Source organism: Citrobacter sp. MGH100 (genome assembly GCF_001034465.1).
GTDB classification, from domain to species: Bacteria; Pseudomonadota; Gammaproteobacteria; order Enterobacterales; family Enterobacteriaceae; genus Citrobacter; species Citrobacter youngae.
In genome coordinates this window covers 724,168-742,223 of sequence record NZ_KQ089800.1, presented here as the reverse complement: position 1 = coordinate 742,223, position 18,056 = coordinate 724,168, and the positions used below count along the sequence as shown (strand labels likewise).

Sequence of the window (18,056 nt, the reverse complement as noted above, 5' to 3'; positions counted from 1 at the left end):
ATTTACTCCTGTTGCTCGCTTGCGACAATCGCTTCAATTGACCACGGATGAAATTTGAGGGTGACGCTGCCATCACTGACCGCCAGTGTCGGATTCGGTAAACGCTCACGCTCTCCTTTTGGCGAGCTGGTTTTCACGAAAATCCCCGGCTGACTCAATCCTTCATCAGAAAGCAGCGCCAGCGCTCGCGCATTCAACGTCTCCACGTCACCCGGCAGAACTATTTCAACATGCTCCCAGCCTTCATGTGGATAGCGTTTTTCGCCCGGCCATGGCAGCTCTACGATGGTAAATTGCCAGTGTTGCACACAAACGGGTTCATCAAGCTTGAACAGGCAAATCGGTCGGCCATTAATGATATTTTCTGACAACAGTTCGCCACACTGTTCAAATCCCCGACGCCAGCGCTCTGCGGTGGTATTTTGATGACAGCGCAGAGAAATGTGATCGGCTTCAAGCGATGAGACATCCAGCCCAAGGCGAGTGGAAAGATCCGTTAACGCCTGAATGAAATGCGGTAAATCTGCGGAAATATCATGCAGTTCTGCAACTGTTTGCCAGTTCGCCATAATGAAAGCTCATATCCATGTTCAAAGCGGCTAATTTACCCTGTTGCGCAGCCCCAACCAACTGCTGATTTTCTTAAGCGCGATATGAATAATTATACGTAATAACAATGTTTATATTTCAGGCTGCTGGCGGTACTCGCAATGCTGACGGCAACGGGCATTTGCAGTATACTCCCGCCCTTAATTCTTAAACTGGTGCGGTCAATTTTAAGCCGCTTCATAAATGTAAGGTATTCCGGTGAATATTCAGGCTCTTCTCTCAGAAAAAGTCAGTCAGGCCATGATTGCTGCAGGCGCGCCTGCAGATTGCGAACCGCAGGTTCGTCAGTCAGCAAAAGTACAGTTCGGCGACTATCAGGCTAACGGCATGATGGCTGTCGCGAAAAAACTGGGTATGGCGCCGCGACAACTGGCTGAGCAGGTGCTGACTCATCTGGATCTCAACGGGATCGCCAGCAAAGTTGAAATTGCGGGCCCGGGCTTTATTAACATTTTTCTCGATCCGGCATTTCTGGCGCAGCATGTTCAGCAGGCGCTGACCTCCGATCGTCTGGGCGTTACCCAACCGGCTAAACAAACCGTTGTGGTTGACTACTCCGCACCTAACGTCGCGAAAGAAATGCACGTGGGTCACCTGCGCTCCACCATCATCGGCGACGCTGCGGTACGTACGCTGGAGTTCCTTGGTCACAATGTTATCCGCGCTAACCACGTCGGCGACTGGGGCACTCAGTTCGGTATGCTCATCGCATGGCTGGAAAAACAGCAGCAGGAAAATGCCGGTGAGATGGCGCTGGCCGATCTGGAAGGTTTCTACCGTGATGCGAAAAAACATTACGACGAAGATGAAGCCTTCGCCGAGCGCGCCCGTAGCTATGTGGTGAAACTGCAGGGCGGCGACGAATATTTCCGCGAGATGTGGCGCAAACTGGTCGACATCACTATGTCGCAGAACCAGTTAACCTATGACCGTCTGAACGTGACTCTGACCCGTGACGACGTGATGGGCGAAAGCCTGTACAACCCGATGCTGCCTGGCATTGTGGCCGATCTCAAAGCCAAAGGTCTGGCTGTTGAAAGCGAAGGCGCTACCGTCGTATTCCTTGATGAGTATAAGAACAAGGAAGGCGAACCGATGGGCGTTATCATTCAGAAGAAAGATGGCGGCTATCTCTACACTACAACCGACATCGCCTGCGCCAAGTATCGTTACGAAACGCTGCACGCCGACCGCGTCCTCTATTACATCGACTCCCGTCAGCATCAGCATTTAATGCAGGCCTGGACCATCGTGCGTAAAGCCGGTTATGTGCCGGACTCCGTACCGCTGGAACACCATATGTTCGGCATGATGCTGGGTAAAGACGGTAAGCCGTTCAAAACGCGTGCGGGCGGCACGGTAAAACTGGTCGATCTGCTGGATGAAGCGCTGGAGCGCGCACGTCGTCTGGTTGCGGAAAAGAACCCGGACATGCCTGCTGATGAGCTGGAAAAACTGGCGAATGCCGTTGGTATCGGCGCGGTGAAATATGCGGATCTGTCGAAAAACCGTACCACCGACTATATCTTCGACTGGGACAACATGCTGGCGTTCGAAGGCAATACCGCGCCGTACATGCAGTATGCTTACACCCGCGTACTGTCCGTATTCCGTAAAGCGGATATCGACGAAAGCGCGCTGGCCAGCGCGCAGGTGATTATCAACGAAGATCGCGAAGCTCAGTTGGCCGCCCGCCTGCTACAGTTTGAAGAAACGCTGACCGTTGTAGCACGTGAAGGTACACCGCACGTGATGTGCGCTTATCTGTACGACGTTGCCGGCCTGTTCTCTGGCTTCTACGAACACTGCCCGATCCTCAGCGCTGAAAACGAAGAAATTCGTAACAGCCGCCTGAAACTGGCACAGCTGACGGCGAAAACCCTGAAGCTGGGTCTGGATACGCTGGGTATCGAAACCGTAGAACGCATGTAATCACCTCGAGTGATGTGAAAGCCTGCGCTATGTCGCGGGCTTTTTTATTTTCCCGAATGACCTCCCTCGTAGGCCTGATAAGCGAAGCGCCATCAGGCGGTCAGGCGCACCTTGCCGGATGGCGGCATAAACGCCTTATCCGGCACGACTACGTTCACTGTAATTTGTAACAACTCACAAGGAATGACACATTTCCGTAGAGGGATGGAACATTTTTTGCCTGTCATCCCGTTTACTCCTCCGTATCATTAGGCGGCGAATTAATCGGGTACGGGTCAATGACATTCAGAGATTTTGAGGCGGAAGAAAAACTTTTCCAGCGGCGTGTAATGGTGGCCTTTGGCCTGGTCGTCATCTGTTTTGGCATCCTGATTTATAACCTCTACAACTTACAAATCCGTCAACACCAGTATTACACCACCCGATCGGATGCAAACGACATCAAAATGCTGCCCGTCGCCCCAACGCGCGGTATCATTTATGATCGCAACGGTATCCCGCTGGTACGAAATGTCACCTGGTACGACATTTCTGTTACGCCTTATAAAATCAGCGATATGGACGCCCTGCTGAAACAACTCACGCCGATTGTTGACCTCACGCCAGATGATATTGACCAGTTTCGCCATGAACTGAAGGCCAGTAGCCGCTATCGCCCGGTAGTACTTAAAAATGCGCTGACCGATGTAGAAATTGCCCGTTTTTCTGTGAACCAGTTCCATTTCAGCGGCGTGACCATCAATAGCTACGAAGATCGCCAGTATCCTTATGGGGCGGCACTGGCACATGTACTTGGCTACGTATCAAAAATCAACGATAGCGATCTGAAAGCACTGGATAAAAAAGGACTGGCAGAGAACTACGCCGCCGATCACAACATCGGTAAACAGGGCATTGAGCACTACTACGAGAATGATCTGCACGGCAAAACGGGTTATCAGGAAGTGGAAGTTGATAATCACGGGCGTATTGTACGTTTGATTAAAGACGTTCCCCCTGTCGCCGGCAAAGATATCCATCTGACGCTGGATTTACACTTGCAGGAATACATTGAAAGCCTGCTGGTGGGCCAACGCGCCGCGGTGTTGGTGGAAGATCCCCATGATGGCTCCGTGCTGGCAATGGTCTCAAACCCCAGCTACGATCCGAACCCGTTTGTCAAAGGCATCAGCTACCAGGATTACAACACGCTGTTGCAGGATAAAGACCTGCCATTAATTAACCGCGTCACCCAGGGGTTATATCCTCCTGCCTCAACGGTAAAACCGTACATGGCGATGTCAGCGTTACTGGACGGCGTGATCACGCCGCAGACCAGCTTCTTCGGCGCGCCCACCTGGACGCTCCCCGGCACCGAGCGACATTACCGGGACTGGAAGAAAACCGGCCACGGTATGCTGGATGTCACCAAAGCGATTGAAGAGTCTGCCGACACGTTCTTTTATCAGGTGGCGTATATGATGGGAATTGACCGCATTAACAGCATGCTTAGCCAGTTTGGCTACGGCAAACCGACCGGCATCGATCTTGATGAAGAGTACAACGGCCTGCTGCCAAGCCGCGACTGGAAACAACGGGTGCATAAAAAAGCCTGGTACCAGGGAGATACCATTTCGGTCGGCATCGGCCAGGGCTACTGGATTGCCACGCCAATTCAGATGGTAAAAGCGATGGTCGCACTGATTAACAACGGGAAAGTTATTGCCCCTCACCTGCTACAGGATGAAGAAAGCGGCAAATCAATCACCCACTATCAGGCACCGGAGGCACCCACACAAATTGCTTCTGCTTCATCACCCTATTGGGGACTGGTACGTCAGGCGATGTTCGGCATGGCGAATGCACCAAACGGTACCGGGTATAAATTTTTCCATACGGCACCTTATGGCATCGCAGCCAAAAGTGGGACATCACAGGTCTTTAGTCTGAAAGAAAACCAGACTTACAATGCGAAGATGATCCCCATACGACTGCGTGACCATGTGTTCTATACCGCATTTGCGCCGTATAAGAATCCAAAAGTCGCCATCGCATTGATTCTGGAAAACGGCGGCAGCGACGGGGTTACCGCCGCGCCAGTCATGCGTCAAATCATGGACCATCTGTTTGCGCCGCAGGACAACAGCGGGCTACCCGATGCCGCAGAACAACCAGGCCCGGTCAGCACGGCGTCAGCGAACGACACGATTAATAGTACTTACGCAAGTATTCGGTAAGGCACAGCATTGCCATTGCCTGCCCGTAAGGCATAGAGGTGAGTGGGATGTTGTGGTAGAAATCGAGATCGTGCCCCATGCCGGTGCCAAACGAGGTTTGTAGCAACTCCCCTTCAGGGGAAATGTGTTGCACAATACCTCTGATAGCTTTCTCCGCCACCCCCGCATATTCCTGCCCGACATAGCGTTTACGCACCGCTTTGAGAATACCGTAAGCGAATCCAGACGTTGCGGAGGCTTCCAGATATGACTGAGGATCGTCCAGTAAGGTGTGCCACAACCCGCTCTCATCCTGACATTCCGCCAGAGCTGCAATTTGCGCATTGAGAACCTGCACCAGATAACGGTGAACGGCACTGTTTGCCGGCAAATCGATAAGTTCAAGGAAGTCCGGGATCACCATCGTAAGCCAACTATTACCACGCGCCCAACGGGCGTTTGCGAAGTTATGCCGTCCCACATAGCTCCAGCCGTGGAACCACAGCCCCGTTTTCTTATCCATCAGATTTTGTACATGCAGCAGAAACTGATACGTGGCCTCTTCGATATACGCTGGACGATTGAGCAACTTGCCAATTTTCGCCAGCGGCAGCACCGTCATCATCAGCGTGTCATCCCACATCTGTTGATGATTTTCTTCTGCCAGCGTGATGTGTTGCATACCGCCAAACTCGGTGCGGGGCATATCATGCATTGCCCACTCCGCCCAGTTGTCGAGCCACGGCAGGTACGCCGGATTACGCGTTTCTTCATAACGATATGCCAGCGTTAAAAACGGGGCCATGGTGTTAACGTTTTTGGTTGTTGCGCCTTCCGCAAAGCGTTCGGTAAACCAGCTGTCGATGATATCGCGCATCGTTGCATCGCCAGTTTGCTGATAATACTGATACATTCCGTATAGGCCAACGCCGTGCGTCCACTCCCATCCGGCCCAGCCTTTGGTATCAATAACACGTCCGTCATCCAGCCGCAGCAAGAACTCGCCCGTTTCATCATGAATATTGACCAGGTTATGCGTCACCTTTTTAATGAGCGTTTTTAATTCATCCCTGGCAATAAAATGTTCTGGTTGACGCAACAATGGACTGTGTTTAACCGGGTAAACAATCATTTCCTTAACCTCTGTCAGTGTCGAATTCAATGCTGCACCCTGTTCCAGTTTCGGCGCGGCAGGTTTATTACGATTCGGATAACCCTGTGTGTTGTTACCCTAAAGTGCTTCGTAAACATTGGGTATCATTACCGGGCCACAGTAAAAGCTAACCGCAGGGGAAACCTTTTTGTTTCTGCCAGGGGTTTTTTCGAAATGGCAATAGCACAAAGAGTCCGATAACACAGGTCACTGATTTTATAAAACAGCGTTTCTTTTTAATCGGGATGGTTGATCAGAACTGCGAGGTGACCAGCAGTTTCGCCTGCTGGCCGACGTAAAGAAGGGAATTAACGGTAGTTCACAATCACCTGATTGCTCTGAACCTGCAAGGCAGGGAGCAGGCGACCGCCACCAGGCACTTCCCAGACGAAGTGCATTGGTTCAATTGCAGGGACATTATTAAAGCCATTGGTGGTACCGCTTTGTCCATCCAGTTCGACACAACGGGATTGAGAGCATAAGCGCACACGTAACCCCGCAGGCGTAGGACCATTTAATTCATAGCGCCAGGCGACCAGCGTCATCAGACCGGAAACGGGCTGGCTGGGAACCAAAGGCGAAGATGAAGCCGACTCTCCACGATAATTTAAGGTAATCCCCATACCACTTGCCTGCCATGTCCCTTCCCCGGCGGCCTGTGCCGCCAGTGGAAAAAGCAACAGCCAAAGAAATGTACGCATTATTTACCTCCAATGGTCGCGGTCATACGGATATGGCGGTTATCGGAAAGCTCCATATTCGACAACACCACCAACTGCGGAATACTGCGGCGTAAAAAACGCGCAAGGAGAGGTCGCAGCGCATGATTCACCAGCAATACTGGCGGCGCACCCAACATTTCCTGACGCGACAGTGCTTCCTGCGTCTGTGCCAGCAACCGGTCTGCCAGACCAGGTTCAAGGCCCCCACCGCCCTGTAACGCCTGCAACAACAGACGCTCAAGCGGTGTATCAAGTCCGATAACCTGAACTTCCTCGTTACCCGGGAACCACTGCTGAGTAATCGCCCGTCCAAGCGCCACACGCACCACTGCGGTAAGTTCATGCGGATCATTCTGTAACGGGGCATGTTCCGCCAACGTTTCAAGAATGGTGCGCATATCACGAATAGGGACTTTTTCATCCAACAGGTTCTGCAGCACTTTGTGCAGTGTGGTCAGTGTGACCACACCCGGCACCAGATCTTCTGTCAGTTTTGGCATTTCTTGTGAAACTCGATCCAATAACTGTTGCGCCTCCTGGCGACCAAAAAGCTCTGCGGCAAACTGGCCAATCAGATGGTTCAGATGTGTGGCAACGACCGTACTGGCTTCGACAACGGTGAAGCCCTGAATTTGCGCCTGCTCTTTTAGCGCGCTTTCAATCCAGATAGCATCCAGACCAAAAGCAGGATCAACTGTTTTCTCCCCTGGCAGCGATCCGGCCGCGGTACCTGGGTTGATAGCCAGCCAGCGCCCAGGGTAAGCATCACCACTACCAATCTCGACCCCTTTCATCAGAATACGATAGCGGGCAGGTTGCAGATCCATATTGTCGCGAATGTGTACCACTGGCGGCAGGAACCCCATATCCTGGGCAAATTTCTTACGAATGCTGCGAATACGCCCCAGCAATTCGCCGTCCTGTTGGAAGTCCACCATCGGAATCAGGCGATACCCAACCTCCATTCCCAGCGTGTCTTCCAACTGAACATCACTCCACGTAGCTTCCACCACCGAGTTGTTTTCCGGCATTTTCACCGGCTGAGCTTCTTCTGGCGCTTTTTGCTCGCGTCCGCGCATCCACCAGGCCAGCCCCAGCAATGCCGCGGTAAACATCAGAAACACCAGGTTTGGCATTCCCGGTACCAGCCCCAGTAAACCGAGGACCGCCGCACTAAGCAGCATAACGCTTGGGTTGCTGAACAACTGGGTGACCATCTGCTCACCCACGTCCTGATCGGTACTCACGCGGGTTACGATAACCCCCGCCGCCGTTGAGATAACCAACGCAGGGATCTGGGCTACCAGCCCGTCACCGATGGTCAGCAGGGTATAGCTTTCTGCCGCACTGCCCATGCTCATACCGTGCTGCAACACCCCAACCAGCAAACCGCCCACCACGTTGATGACCATGATCAGAATACCGGCGATGGCATCCCCACGAACAAATTTACTCGCACCGTCCATGGAGCCGTAAAAATCGGCTTCCTGTGTCACTTCAGAACGGCGTTTTTTTGCTTCATCTTCACCAATCAATCCCGCATTCAGATCGGCGTCAATCGCCATCTGTTTACCCGGCATCCCATCCAGCACGAAGCGCGCACCCACTTCCGCGATACGTCCCGCACCTTTGGTGATAACCATAAAGTTAATGATGACGAGAATGACGAAGACCACGATACCGATGGCAAAGTTACCGCCGACAAGGAAGTGACCAAAGGCTTCCACCACCTTACCTGCCGCCGCGGCACCGGTATGTCCTTCCATCAAAATGATACGCGTTGACGCGACGTTCAGTGCCAGGCGCAACAAAGTGGTGAACAGCAGAATCGTTGGGAATGCGGCGAATTCAAGCGTGCGCTGAGTGAACATCGCCACCAACAGCACCATGATCGACAGCGCAATGTTAAAGGTGAACAGTAAATCGAGGATGAAGGCCGGAAGCGGCAACACCATCATCGACAGGATCAGCAGAATGAGGATCGGCCCGGCAAGAATTTGCCATTGCGTGGATTTCAGGTTGCCGGGCAGACGCAGCATCGCGACCAGATTAGCCATCAGTATTCTTCTCGTTCATAAAATCCAGTGCTTCAGGCACCGGAAGGTTTCCAGGTTGTGGTGGCGGTGTGCCGCCAGCCAGACGCCAGCGTTTTAGCTGCCATACCCATGCCAACACTTCGGCAACGGCGGCATACAATTGGCCAGGTATTTGCTGACCGATCTCAGCATGGCGATATAACGCACGCGCCAGCGGCGGAGCTTCTAACGTTGGGACACGGTGCTCCGCGCCAATCTCTCGAATACGCAATGCCACCCGCCCGGCCCCTTTAGCCACAACTTTTGGCGCGCTCATTTTGTTTTCGTCGTACTGCAAGGCAACCGAATAGTGCGTAGGGTTGGTCACAATAACATCCGCCTTCGGCACATCCGCCATCATGCGGCGCTGCGCGGCCGCACGCTGCATCTGGCGAATTTTGCCCTTAACGTGCGGGTCACCTTCGCTTTCTTTAAATTCGTCACGGATATCCTGACGCGACATCCGCAGTTTTTTCACGTGGCTATAAATCTGGAAAAAGACGTCAAACCCCACCATCGGGATGACGCCAAGCACCACCAGTAATGCGCACATACCGACTAAATCCAGCGCATTACCCATCGCCGTAATCGGGGATTCGGCCATCAGGCGCATCATCTCCGGCCAGTTGTGCCAGAGATAGAAGCCCGCTACGCTACCCACCAACGTGGATTTTAATATGGCTTTGAGCAGCTCCGCCCCGGTTTGCGCCGAGAACATACGCTTAATACCTGGTAACGGATTCAGCTTTGAGAATTTGGGTTGCAGCGATTTACCACTGAAGATCAAGCCGCCAAGCATCACCGGGGAGATCAATGCCACCAGCACAACCCCGGTAATCAGCGGCAACAACGCAATCATGGCGTCTTTAATCAACAAAATGATTTGACTCAGGATCAGGTTTGGGTCGTTGACCATACTGTGGTCAAAACGTAATCCGGCCGACAGCATACCGGCCAGTCTGCGGGCAAGCGACTCCCCACCAATCCAGATGATGCACACGCCCACCAGCAAAATAAGCAGTGAGGTTAGCTCCTTGGATCGGGGTATCTGCCCTTCTTCCCGTGCTTTTTCAAGTCGGTGGGGTGTGGGGGCTTCTGTTTTGTCGTCGTCGCTTTCTTCTGCCACGCATCAGACCCTGGATAGAGATATAGGCGTGAATGATGCCAGAACAGCCATGCAACAATGGGAAGAGTAAGCGGTAAAAAAGACGGGATTTATGGCTTTAACGCCAATTGCCGATGAATAACATGTAAGCCGGATGAGAAGTTTCCTTCCGCATCCGGCAAATACACATCAGAAACCGAGGCTATCCAGCAGGTCGTCGACCTGATCCTGGCTTGCCACTACGCCGGCTTTAGAAGTGTCAACCTGCGGACCGTTCAGCAAGCTTTCGTTCTCGCGTTTTGGACGAGCGCCCTGCTCCGGAATGTTTTCCAGCAGCACCATCAGCAGTTGACGCTCAATCTCCTGGATAACATCCATCATGCGCTTGATAACCTGACCGGTGAGATCCTGGAAATCCTGCGCCATCATGATGTCCAGCAATTGGGCATTGGTAAAGCTGGTATGACCGGGGACATCACCAAGGAACTGGCGGGTATCAGTGACCAGTTCACGGGCATCGGACAGTTCAATCGGATTTTCGAACCATTCATCCCAGCGTTTGGTCAGGTCTTTTGCCCCTTTTTCCATGGCATCCTGGTGCGGCTGTGAAGCTTCTACGCTGTTCAGCGCACGCTCTGCCGCCTGTGCAGTCATTTGTACAACGTAGTCCAGGCGATCGCGCGCGTCAGGAATGGCTTCCGCCGCTTCGGCAATGGCCTGATCCAGCCCCAGTTCACGCAGGCTGTCGCGCAGCATTCGGGTCAAACTACCGATGCGCGCAATGATGTCCCCTGCAGAGTGTTCGTCAACAGGTTTAATTTGTGGTTGCATCATCATCACATCCTCACATGCCCAGTTTCTCAAAGATCTTATTGAGTTTTTCTTCCAGCGTCGCCGCGGTGAACGGTTTTACAACATAACCACTGGCACCCGCTTGTGCTGCCGCAATAATGTTTTCTTTCTTCGCTTCTGCCGTCACCATCAGCACCGGCAGGGCAGACATACTGCCGTCAGCACGAATGGTTTTCAGCAGTTCAAGACCGTCCATGTTAGGCATGTTCCAGTCGGAAATCACAAATCCGAATCCCCCTGCCTGCAGTTTGTTCAACGCGTCTACGCCATCTTCAGCTTCTTCAACGTTGTTAAAACCCAGTTCTTTCAGTAGGTTACGCACAATGCGACGCATGGTGGAAAAGTCATCCACAACCAAAAACCTAAGCTCTTTATCCGCCATAAAAATAAACTCCTGATTCAAATACGTATTGCCTGTCCGGCACTGATTTTCGCCAGCATTTGCTGGCTTACCTGGCTAAGATCGACCACTTCGCTTACGCCACCCATATTGATGGCCTCGCGCGGCATGCCGAACACCACACAACTTGCTTCGTTTTGCGCAATGGTCCAGGCACCAGCCTGGTTCATCGCTAACATTCCGGCGGCCCCATCGTTGCCCATACCTGTCAGGATCACCCCGACGGCATTGCGCCCCGCATGTTTCGCCACCGAATGGAACAGCACATCCACTGAAGGCCGATGCCGGTTAACCGGCGGGCCATCATGAATTTTGATCTGGTAGTTCGCCCCGCTACGCGCCAGTTCCATATGCTTGTCGCCAGGTGCGATATACGCATGCCCAGGAAGCACACGTTCTCCGTCTTCAGCCTCTTTCACGGTTATCTGACACAGTTTGTTCAGACGTTCGGCGAACGAACGGGTAAATCCTGGCGGCATATGCTGGGTAATAAGAATACCGGGACTTGAAAGCGGCAATGGCTGGAGTACATGACGAATTGCCTCTGTTCCTCCGGTTGATGCGCCGATAACCAGCAGTTTTTCCGAACTGAGTAACGGTCCTGCTTTCAAGGTCGCTGGCGCTGCCGTGGGTTTGTGGGCGGCCAGTTTTGCGCGCGATGCAGTGCGGATTTTCTCCGCAATCATCTCGCTATACGCCAGCATTCCTTCGCGGATCCCCAACTGAGGTTTGGTGACAAAGTCAATTGCCCCCAACTCCAGGGCCCGCAGCGTGACCTCAGACCCTTTGCCAGTCAGTGAAGAGACCATCACCACGGGCATCGGACGCAGACGCATCAACTTTTCAAGAAAATCGAGGCCATCCATGCGCGGCATTTCAACATCCAGCGTCAGAACGTCGGGATTAAATTTTTTGATGAGATCCCGCGCAACCAAAGGATCAGGCGCCGTCGCAACCATCTCCATATCGCTGTGGCTGTTAATAATCTCGGTCATGATTTGACGCATCAATGCAGAATCATCAACCGACAATACCCTGATTTTACTCATGCTTTATCCTTACCTAGCGCATACACCGTCTGCCCGCGCAGGCTAAACTCGCGCACGAGGTTGCTAAAGTTTTCTGAATGACCTGCAAACAGCAGTCCGTCAGGTTTAAGGAGTGGAACAAAACGGTGCAAAATGTCCTGCTGAGTCGTTTTGTCAAAATAGATCATGACGTTACGACAGAATATGGCGTCGAACGGGCCTGGCACGTTGTATTTTTTGTCCAGTAAATTCACGCTGGAAAACTCAACATGGCTTGCCAGTTCCTGCCGTACGCGCACCAGCCCTTCATGAGGCCCGGTACCGCGCATGAAATAACGCTGCAACTGTTGTGGCGACAACGTCTTTAGCTCGTCAAGACGGTAAATACCGCTTCTTGCCTTTTCCAACACCTCAGTATCAATGTCGCTCGCAAAAACACGCCAGCGACCCGGCGCCATACCCAGGGTATCGGCCAGCGTAATCGCAATACTGTAAGGTTCTTCTCCGGTAGACGCTGCCGCGCTCCAGACGCGATATTCACCGCTGTGTCGACGGGCGTGGTCAGACAGCACAGGAAAGTGATGCCCTTCGCGAAAAAAAGCGGTCAGATTGGTGGTCAGGGAGTTAATAAAAGCCTGCCACTCAGCACTGTTCTGGTTGGCTTCCAGCATACTGAGATAGCGACCAAAATCATCCAGTCCCAGGGTACGCAACCGGCGAACCAGGCGGTTATAGACCATGTCCCGCTTGTGGTCGGCCAGCACGATCCCCGCGCGCTGGTAGATTAATTGACATATCCGACGAAAATGCGCGTCAGACAGCGCGAGGCGCTGTGTCATCTGTAACAATAATGACGTTTGCCCGGAGGGCAGAGATGATGTCATAGCGCCTTCTCAATCACATTCAGGATACAACGGGCACAACCTGCGGCTGTGCCAATTCTTGTTGTGTTACGGTTTGTTCTTCAATTTTAAAAAACGCGACACAGGCGGAAAGATTATCTGCCTGGGTAGCTAACTGCTCAGTGGCGGCTGCCGCTTCTTCCACCAGCCCGGCGTTCTGCTGTGTGACGGAATCCATCTGGCTGACGGCTTGCGCCACCTGCTCAATGCCTCTGCGTTGTTCATCGGAGGCCGAGGCAATCTCCCCCATGATGTCGTTAACCCGGGTAACCGAGCTAACAATCTCTGTCATCGTGCGCGCCGCCATATCCACCAGTTGTGATCCCTGGTGAACGCGGGTGACGGACTCTTCGATCAGTCCTTTAATTTCTTTCGCTGCCTGTGCGCTACGGCTTGCCAGATTACGGACCTCTCCGGCGACCACGGCGAAACCGCGCCCCTGCTCACCGGCACGGGCAGCTTCTACCGCAGCGTTTAACGCCAGGATGTTGGTCTGGAAGGCGATGCTGTCAATCACACTGGTGATGTCACCTATCTTCTGCGAGCTGGCAGAAATCTCATGCATAGTGCTGGCAACCTTAGCCGTCTGTTCCCCTCCTTTATGCGCCGTGTCGGCCGCACTTTTGGCAATGCCTGAGGCTTGTCGCGCGTTATCCGCATTTTGCCCCACGGTAGCGGTAAGCTGTTCCATACTGGCTGCCGTTTGCGCCAGCGATGCCGCCTGCTGTTCAGTTCGCGAGGACAGGTCGTTATTACCCATCGCGATTTCCGAGATCCCGGTATGCATTGCCGAGCTCCCCTGGCGAACCTCACTGACCGTCTCACGCAGTGCCTGTTGCATCGCTTTCAGGCTGGCAAAAATGGCTGAAATCTCATTACGCCCATAAACCGCTATCGGTCGCGCCAGATTACCCGCCGCAATACTGTCGAAATGGCTACCGATGATAGCCAGCGGCTGTACAATCATTTTGCGCGACCAGTACAGCGCTGCAGTCGTTAATAGCGCCGCCAGTACCAGCATGGTGGCGAAAATCACCCCGGACATATGGTAACTACGCTGGCTGTGATCCTCTGCTTTTTGCAATACCTGGTTGATGTTGTTTTGCCACGCCGTAAAGTTTGCATCAAAGGCATCCTGTGAAGCCTGCACCGGGGCGGTCAAAAAATCTGACAGCTGATTATTTTCCAGCCAGGTTGCCTGGTGAACCAGATCGCTATGCCATTGACTGAAACTTTTCTCGGTTGCGCTTTGCAGCGCCTTCCCCTCTTCTGCCGTCTCTGTCGTCGCCATAAAGCGTTTAAATATCGATTCGGACTGGGCCAGGCTGTCCTGTGCAATCGTCATCAGCGCTTTGATATCCTCTGGCGGATAGCTCAGAGCCGTCAACGTGCCTGCTTTATTAAGCGCAGTACTGGCCTGTAATAACACAGCGCGGGTTTGCGCCAGCGCAGCGCGTTGCTGATTACTCTGTTCGACCTGGTTCAGGTTCTGAAAACCATCCCGAAATGCCCAGAAGGACAAGCCATTACTGCCAATCTGCAAAACACCGCAGAGGATTAAAATCAAAAACAGCGTGGTCGAAATTCGAATACGATTAAACATCAACGCTCCCATCAGGCGGCGCAGGCCGCGGTTTAGCTGTCAGTCAAAATGTTTCCCAATGCGTATCTTGTTCGGTGGCTAGCTGGCGCGGTTGTGACGCCGGAGTCGCTGTCGCAGGTAGTCGTGTATCTCGTGTCTTTGATGATGAAGGACGTGACGCGAGGCGGAATGTCGACACCGACTGGGTCAGGCGACTGGCCTGCTCCTCAAGTGCGGCAGCGGCAGCGGCCGACTCCTGCACCAGCGAGGCGTTCTGTTGCGTAACCCGGTCCATTTCAGACACGGCGAGCGCAACCTGATCTATCCCTCGACTTTGTTCATCGGATGCCGAGGCGATTTCCCCCATGATGTCGGTCACACGCGTGACCGCATTAACGATGTCATGCATGGTTTCCCCGGCGCTTTCTACCAATACAGAACCGGTATCAACCCGCGATACAGAATCTTCAATTAGCGCTTTAATCTCTTTTGCTGCCTGCGCACTGCGGCTCGCCAGGTTACGCACTTCACCGGCAACGACGGCAAAACCACGGCCTTGTTCACCGGCACGCGCAGCTTCTACCGCCGCATTCAGCGCAAGAATGTTTGTCTGGAATGCAATGCCATCAATAACGCTAATAATGTCGGCAATTTTCTTCGAACTATCGGCGATTTCGTGCATGGTATTCACCACGCTATCGACCACTTTGCCGCCATGTTGCGCGGTATCGGAGGCGCTTTTCGCCAGTTGAGAAGCCTGACGCGCATTGTCCGCATTTTGCTTCACGGTAGCCGTCAGCTGTTCCATGCTGGCTGCTGTTTCTTCCAGTGCGGAAGCCTGTTGTTCAGTACGGGATGAAAGATCGGTGTTACCACTTGCAATTTCACTGGTACCGGAATAAATCGCATCCGAACCTTCGCGCACCAGGGTTACCGTTTCGGTTAGCGAACGCTGCATATGATCGACCGTGCTGGCCAGCTCGCCAATTTCATTACGACCGCTGACCGCCAGAGTTGCGGTTAAGTTACCGCTGGCAATTTCACGGATATGCGCAATGACGCGAGACAAAGGGTTTAGCAAGGCATGACGAATGCCATACCACACCACCACCAGAATCAGTACCAGCACGACAGCCAGAATGCCAAGTTGCCATTGAGCAAAATGGTAATCGCTTGCGCTTTGATCAAAGGCCTGGCGGTAGAGTTTCTCGCTAACATCGGCATATTTACCTAACGCTGCGCCGAGGGCATTTTGCATACCCTGAGTTGGCTGTGCGAAATATGCATCCATGTTGCCGTTTTCAAGGAACTGGACGAGCTCCACCAGGGCCGCATGGTACTGCTGATATTTTTCATCGACGTTACCGCTGGCATCCGTCATATCAGGCAACGGCGTGATTTTTTTGAAATTAGCGTAATGCGCTTCGGCTTGCGCCAATGACGCTTTCGCATTCTTCAGCAGATCGTTTTTCGCGCTGCTTTGCTGGTTGGACGCATCCATCATCATGCGCGCAGAGGAACGACTCAAATTGATGCGTGTTTGCAGCATCAGATCCCATGTTGAGGTGAGTTCGCTTTGCTGCTGTCGAAGATCGTTAGAAATAACAAAACTTTGCTGATTCTGCTGCAATGAAGAAAACAACAGACCACCGGAAACAAGCTGTAGCAGTGCGAAAACCCCCAGCACCATCATCAGCATTGTGACAACGCGGATACGGTTAAACATAAGGCACCTTCCTGAAAACGAGTTATCAACATTATCGGCATTCACTGAGATAACTTTACGTTTGCAAAAAGGAAATCCATCAGGAAAGCAAGGCCCGGTGGGTGGAGGGAAAGCCGGAGGCACAGAAACCACAACTCATTTACATAAAAACATCATAATTATCATGCAAATAACATTTTCAACTCGCCTGATTTTGCCGCTATTTGTATTCTCCGCCCCTTTTTCGTGTGACACCGTTCACATAATCACTCGCCAAATACCACAACAAAATGGATAAAAAATTAAAAAAAGTTGTATCTGCTTACGCTTTAATCCAATTTATATGATGAATATTTCGTTACCACTTAATAAGTATAAAAAATGAGTAACAGAACAATAAATGTTAAATCCTTACTGAGGGCTTTTTAGTGGCAAATGCAAACAAACTCACGTTGTTTATTGTGATCTTCATGCTGGCGGGGATCCTGTCGGGTGCGGTGATCCACTCTTATGCCTCCCCCGGCGTCGTTACCGCCTGGGCCGATAATATTACGCTGCTCACCGACATCTTTTTGCGCCTGATTAAGATGGTAATTGCGCCTTTAGTATTCAGTACCCTGACCGTGGGTATTATGCGCCTGGGCGAAACCTCAACCATCGGGCGCGTGGGCGGCAAAGCGATGATCTGGTTTATCAGCTCTTCTATTCTGTCTATTCTGGTCGGCCTGTTTGTGGTCTCCCTCGAACAACCCGGCAGCGGTCTGAACCTGGCGATCCCGCTGGAAGCCACTGATACCGGCCTGGCCGTTGGTGGTATGAGCCTGAAAGGTTTTCTGACGCATACCATTCCCACCAGCATCGCCGAAGCGATGGCGAATAATGAGATCCTGCAAATCGTCGTATTCTCGATGTTCTTCGGAATCGGTGGTGCTTCGCTCGGCGAAAAATTTAACGCACCGCTGGTTGCTGCGCTGGATGTGGTCTCCCACATTATGCTGAAGGTGACCGGCTACGTGATGTATGTTGCGCCGCTGGCTATTTTTGCCGCTATATCTTCCGTTATCTCCACCCAGGGCCTGGGGATCCTGCTCAACTACGCATCGTTCATTGGTGGTTATTATGTGGCGATTTTGCTGACCTGTCTGGTCCTGCTGGCCGTGGGTTATATGATGCTGAAAAAAGAGGTATTCCGCCTGGTCAGTATGCTCAAAGACCCGGTTCTGGTTGCCTTCACCACCAGCAGCTCCGAAGCCGCTTATCCGAAAACGCTGGAGCAATTAACCAAATTTGGTTGCTCGCCCAATATCGTGTCATTTGTACTGCCTATCGGTTATTCGTTTAACCTGGTGGGTTCCATGGTCTACTGCTCGTTCGCCTCCATGTTTATCGCACAGGCTTATAACATCCACCTTTCCTTCGCGGAAATTACCGTGCTGATGCTGACATTGATGCTGGCGTCAAAAGGGATAGCCGGTGTGCCGCGTTCAGCGCTGGTGGTGCTGGCGGCAACCATCCCAAGCTTTAATATTCCGGTTGCCGGAATTCTGCTACTGATGGGTATTGACCACTTCCTGGATATGGGACGTTCAGCAATCAACGTATTAGGTAACGGGATTGCAACGGCGATGCTGGCACAGGATGAAGGTTTACTGGAAGAAAGCGAGTCTTCAGAAAACATCACAGAAGAGATTAAGGCTTAACTTTTTTAAGACAAGAGCGAGCTAAGTAAACAAGAGCAGCAAATCAACAAAGATTACCCCAGCCACAGGCTGGGGTATTTCAACAACACCTGGATG

Annotated in this window: 14 protein-coding genes; 3 read left to right on the top strand and 11 right to left on the bottom strand. The window is 52.4% G+C overall.

Annotated elements, in window-relative coordinates; all coding sequences use genetic code 11:
• Nucleotides 1–2: 2 nt before the first annotated feature.
• Entirely contained in the window at nucleotides 3–569 is a 567-nt protein-coding gene (locus SK32_RS03485; RefSeq protein ID WP_048211361.1) for a VOC family protein, read from the bottom strand.
• A 238-nt stretch (nucleotides 570–807) separates the two neighbouring features.
• On the opposite strand from SK32_RS03485, the gene argS reads away from it, so the two are divergent.
• Nucleotides 808–2,541, top strand: a complete 1,734-nt coding sequence (argS, locus tag SK32_RS03480) for an arginine--tRNA ligase (RefSeq protein WP_048211360.1) — start codon at nucleotides 808–810, stop codon at nucleotides 2,539–2,541.
• A gap of 278 nt (nucleotides 2,542–2,819) precedes the next feature.
• The gene (mrdA, locus tag SK32_RS03475) at nucleotides 2,820–4,757 is read left to right on the top strand and encodes a penicillin-binding protein 2 (RefSeq protein WP_048211359.1); all 1,938 of its coding nucleotides are present in this window, start codon (nucleotides 2,820–2,822) and stop codon (nucleotides 4,755–4,757) included.
• Here the strand turns inward: mrdA and bglB are convergent.
• The 10 genes from bglB to tar form a co-directional block, all read right to left on the bottom strand.
• On the bottom strand, nucleotides 4,729–5,868 hold the full coding sequence (gene bglB, locus SK32_RS03470; RefSeq protein ID WP_048211358.1) for a beta-galactosidase BglB: 1,140 nt from the start codon (nucleotides 5,866–5,868) through the stop codon (nucleotides 4,729–4,731). The genes mrdA and bglB overlap by 29 nt on opposite strands.
• 329 nt (nucleotides 5,869–6,197) lie before the next feature.
• Nucleotides 6,198–6,590 (bottom strand): flagellar protein FlhE, encoded by a 393-nt coding sequence (flhE, locus tag SK32_RS03465; protein WP_048211357.1) that lies wholly within the window; start codon nucleotides 6,588–6,590, stop codon nucleotides 6,198–6,200.
• Nucleotides 6,590–8,668, bottom strand: a complete 2,079-nt coding sequence (gene flhA / locus SK32_RS03460) for a flagellar biosynthesis protein FlhA (protein WP_048211356.1) — start codon at nucleotides 8,666–8,668, stop codon at nucleotides 6,590–6,592. The genes flhE and flhA overlap by 1 nt, the downstream gene beginning before the upstream one ends.
• Nucleotides 8,661–9,812 carry a flagellar biosynthesis protein FlhB gene (gene flhB, locus SK32_RS03455; protein ID WP_048211355.1) on the bottom strand — a complete coding sequence of 384 codons (1,152 nt, stop codon included), beginning with the start codon at nucleotides 9,810–9,812 and terminating at the stop codon, nucleotides 8,661–8,663. The genes flhA and flhB overlap by 8 nt, the downstream gene beginning before the upstream one ends.
• Before the next feature lie 168 nt (nucleotides 9,813–9,980).
• Complete coding sequence (cheZ, locus tag SK32_RS03450) at nucleotides 9,981–10,625, bottom strand: protein phosphatase CheZ (RefSeq protein WP_040232409.1); 645 nt, start codon at nucleotides 10,623–10,625, stop codon at nucleotides 9,981–9,983.
• A gap of 10 nt (nucleotides 10,626–10,635) precedes the next feature.
• Complete coding sequence (gene cheY, locus SK32_RS03445) at nucleotides 10,636–11,025, bottom strand: chemotaxis response regulator CheY (protein WP_005127682.1); 390 nt, start codon at nucleotides 11,023–11,025, stop codon at nucleotides 10,636–10,638.
• Between the two features lie 17 nt (nucleotides 11,026–11,042).
• Entirely contained in the window at nucleotides 11,043–12,092 is a 1,050-nt protein-coding gene (locus SK32_RS03440; protein ID WP_005127683.1) for a protein-glutamate methylesterase/protein-glutamine glutaminase, read from the bottom strand.
• Complete coding sequence (gene cheR / locus SK32_RS03435) at nucleotides 12,089–12,955, bottom strand: protein-glutamate O-methyltransferase CheR (protein ID WP_048211354.1); 867 nt, start codon at nucleotides 12,953–12,955, stop codon at nucleotides 12,089–12,091. Before cheR ends, SK32_RS03440 begins: the two co-directional genes overlap by 4 nt.
• A gap of 19 nt (nucleotides 12,956–12,974) precedes the next feature.
• Nucleotides 12,975–14,576 carry a methyl-accepting chemotaxis protein IV gene (gene tap, locus SK32_RS03430; protein WP_048211353.1) on the bottom strand — a complete coding sequence of 534 codons (1,602 nt, stop codon included), beginning with the start codon at nucleotides 14,574–14,576 and terminating at the stop codon, nucleotides 12,975–12,977.
• A 43-nt stretch (nucleotides 14,577–14,619) separates the two neighbouring features.
• Nucleotides 14,620–16,281 carry a methyl-accepting chemotaxis protein II gene (gene tar / locus SK32_RS03425; RefSeq protein ID WP_048211352.1) on the bottom strand — a complete coding sequence of 554 codons (1,662 nt, stop codon included), beginning with the start codon at nucleotides 16,279–16,281 and terminating at the stop codon, nucleotides 14,620–14,622.
• 407 nt (nucleotides 16,282–16,688) lie between these two features.
• Between tar and SK32_RS03420 the strand changes: the two genes are divergently transcribed.
• Nucleotides 16,689–17,960 (top strand): dicarboxylate/amino acid:cation symporter, encoded by a 1,272-nt coding sequence (locus SK32_RS03420; protein ID WP_048211351.1) that lies wholly within the window; start codon nucleotides 16,689–16,691, stop codon nucleotides 17,958–17,960.
• Nucleotides 17,961–18,056: the final 96 nt, after the last annotated feature.

Bases quoted from the DNA above. Each gene is read 5' to 3' on its own strand.
- bglB (WP_048211358.1), bottom strand. From the start codon at position 5,868: ATGATTGTTTACCCGGTTAAACACAGTCCATTGTTGCGTCAACCAGAA.
- cheR (WP_048211354.1), bottom strand. From the start codon at position 12,955: ATGACATCATCTCTGCCCTCCGGGCAAACGTCATTATTGTTACAGATG.
- tar (WP_048211352.1), bottom strand. From the start codon at position 16,281: ATGTTTAACCGTATCCGCGTTGTCACAATGCTGATGATGGTGCTGGGG.
- flhA (WP_048211356.1), bottom strand. From the start codon at position 8,668: ATGGCTAATCTGGTCGCGATGCTGCGTCTGCCCGGCAACCTGAAATCC.
- cheZ (WP_040232409.1), bottom strand. From the start codon at position 10,625: ATGATGCAACCACAAATTAAACCTGTTGACGAACACTCTGCAGGGGAC.
- cheY (WP_005127682.1), bottom strand. From the start codon at position 11,025: ATGGCGGATAAAGAGCTTAGGTTTTTGGTTGTGGATGACTTTTCCACC.
- SK32_RS03440 (WP_005127683.1), bottom strand. From the start codon at position 12,092: ATGAGTAAAATCAGGGTATTGTCGGTTGATGATTCTGCATTGATGCGT.
- flhE (WP_048211357.1), bottom strand. From the start codon at position 6,590: ATGCGTACATTTCTTTGGCTGTTGCTTTTTCCACTGGCGGCACAGGCC.
- tap (WP_048211353.1), bottom strand. From the start codon at position 14,576: ATGTTTAATCGTATTCGAATTTCGACCACGCTGTTTTTGATTTTAATC.
- SK32_RS03485 (WP_048211361.1), bottom strand. From the start codon at position 569: ATGGCGAACTGGCAAACAGTTGCAGAACTGCATGATATTTCCGCAGAT.
- mrdA (WP_048211359.1), top strand. From the start codon at position 2,820: ATGACATTCAGAGATTTTGAGGCGGAAGAAAAACTTTTCCAGCGGCGT.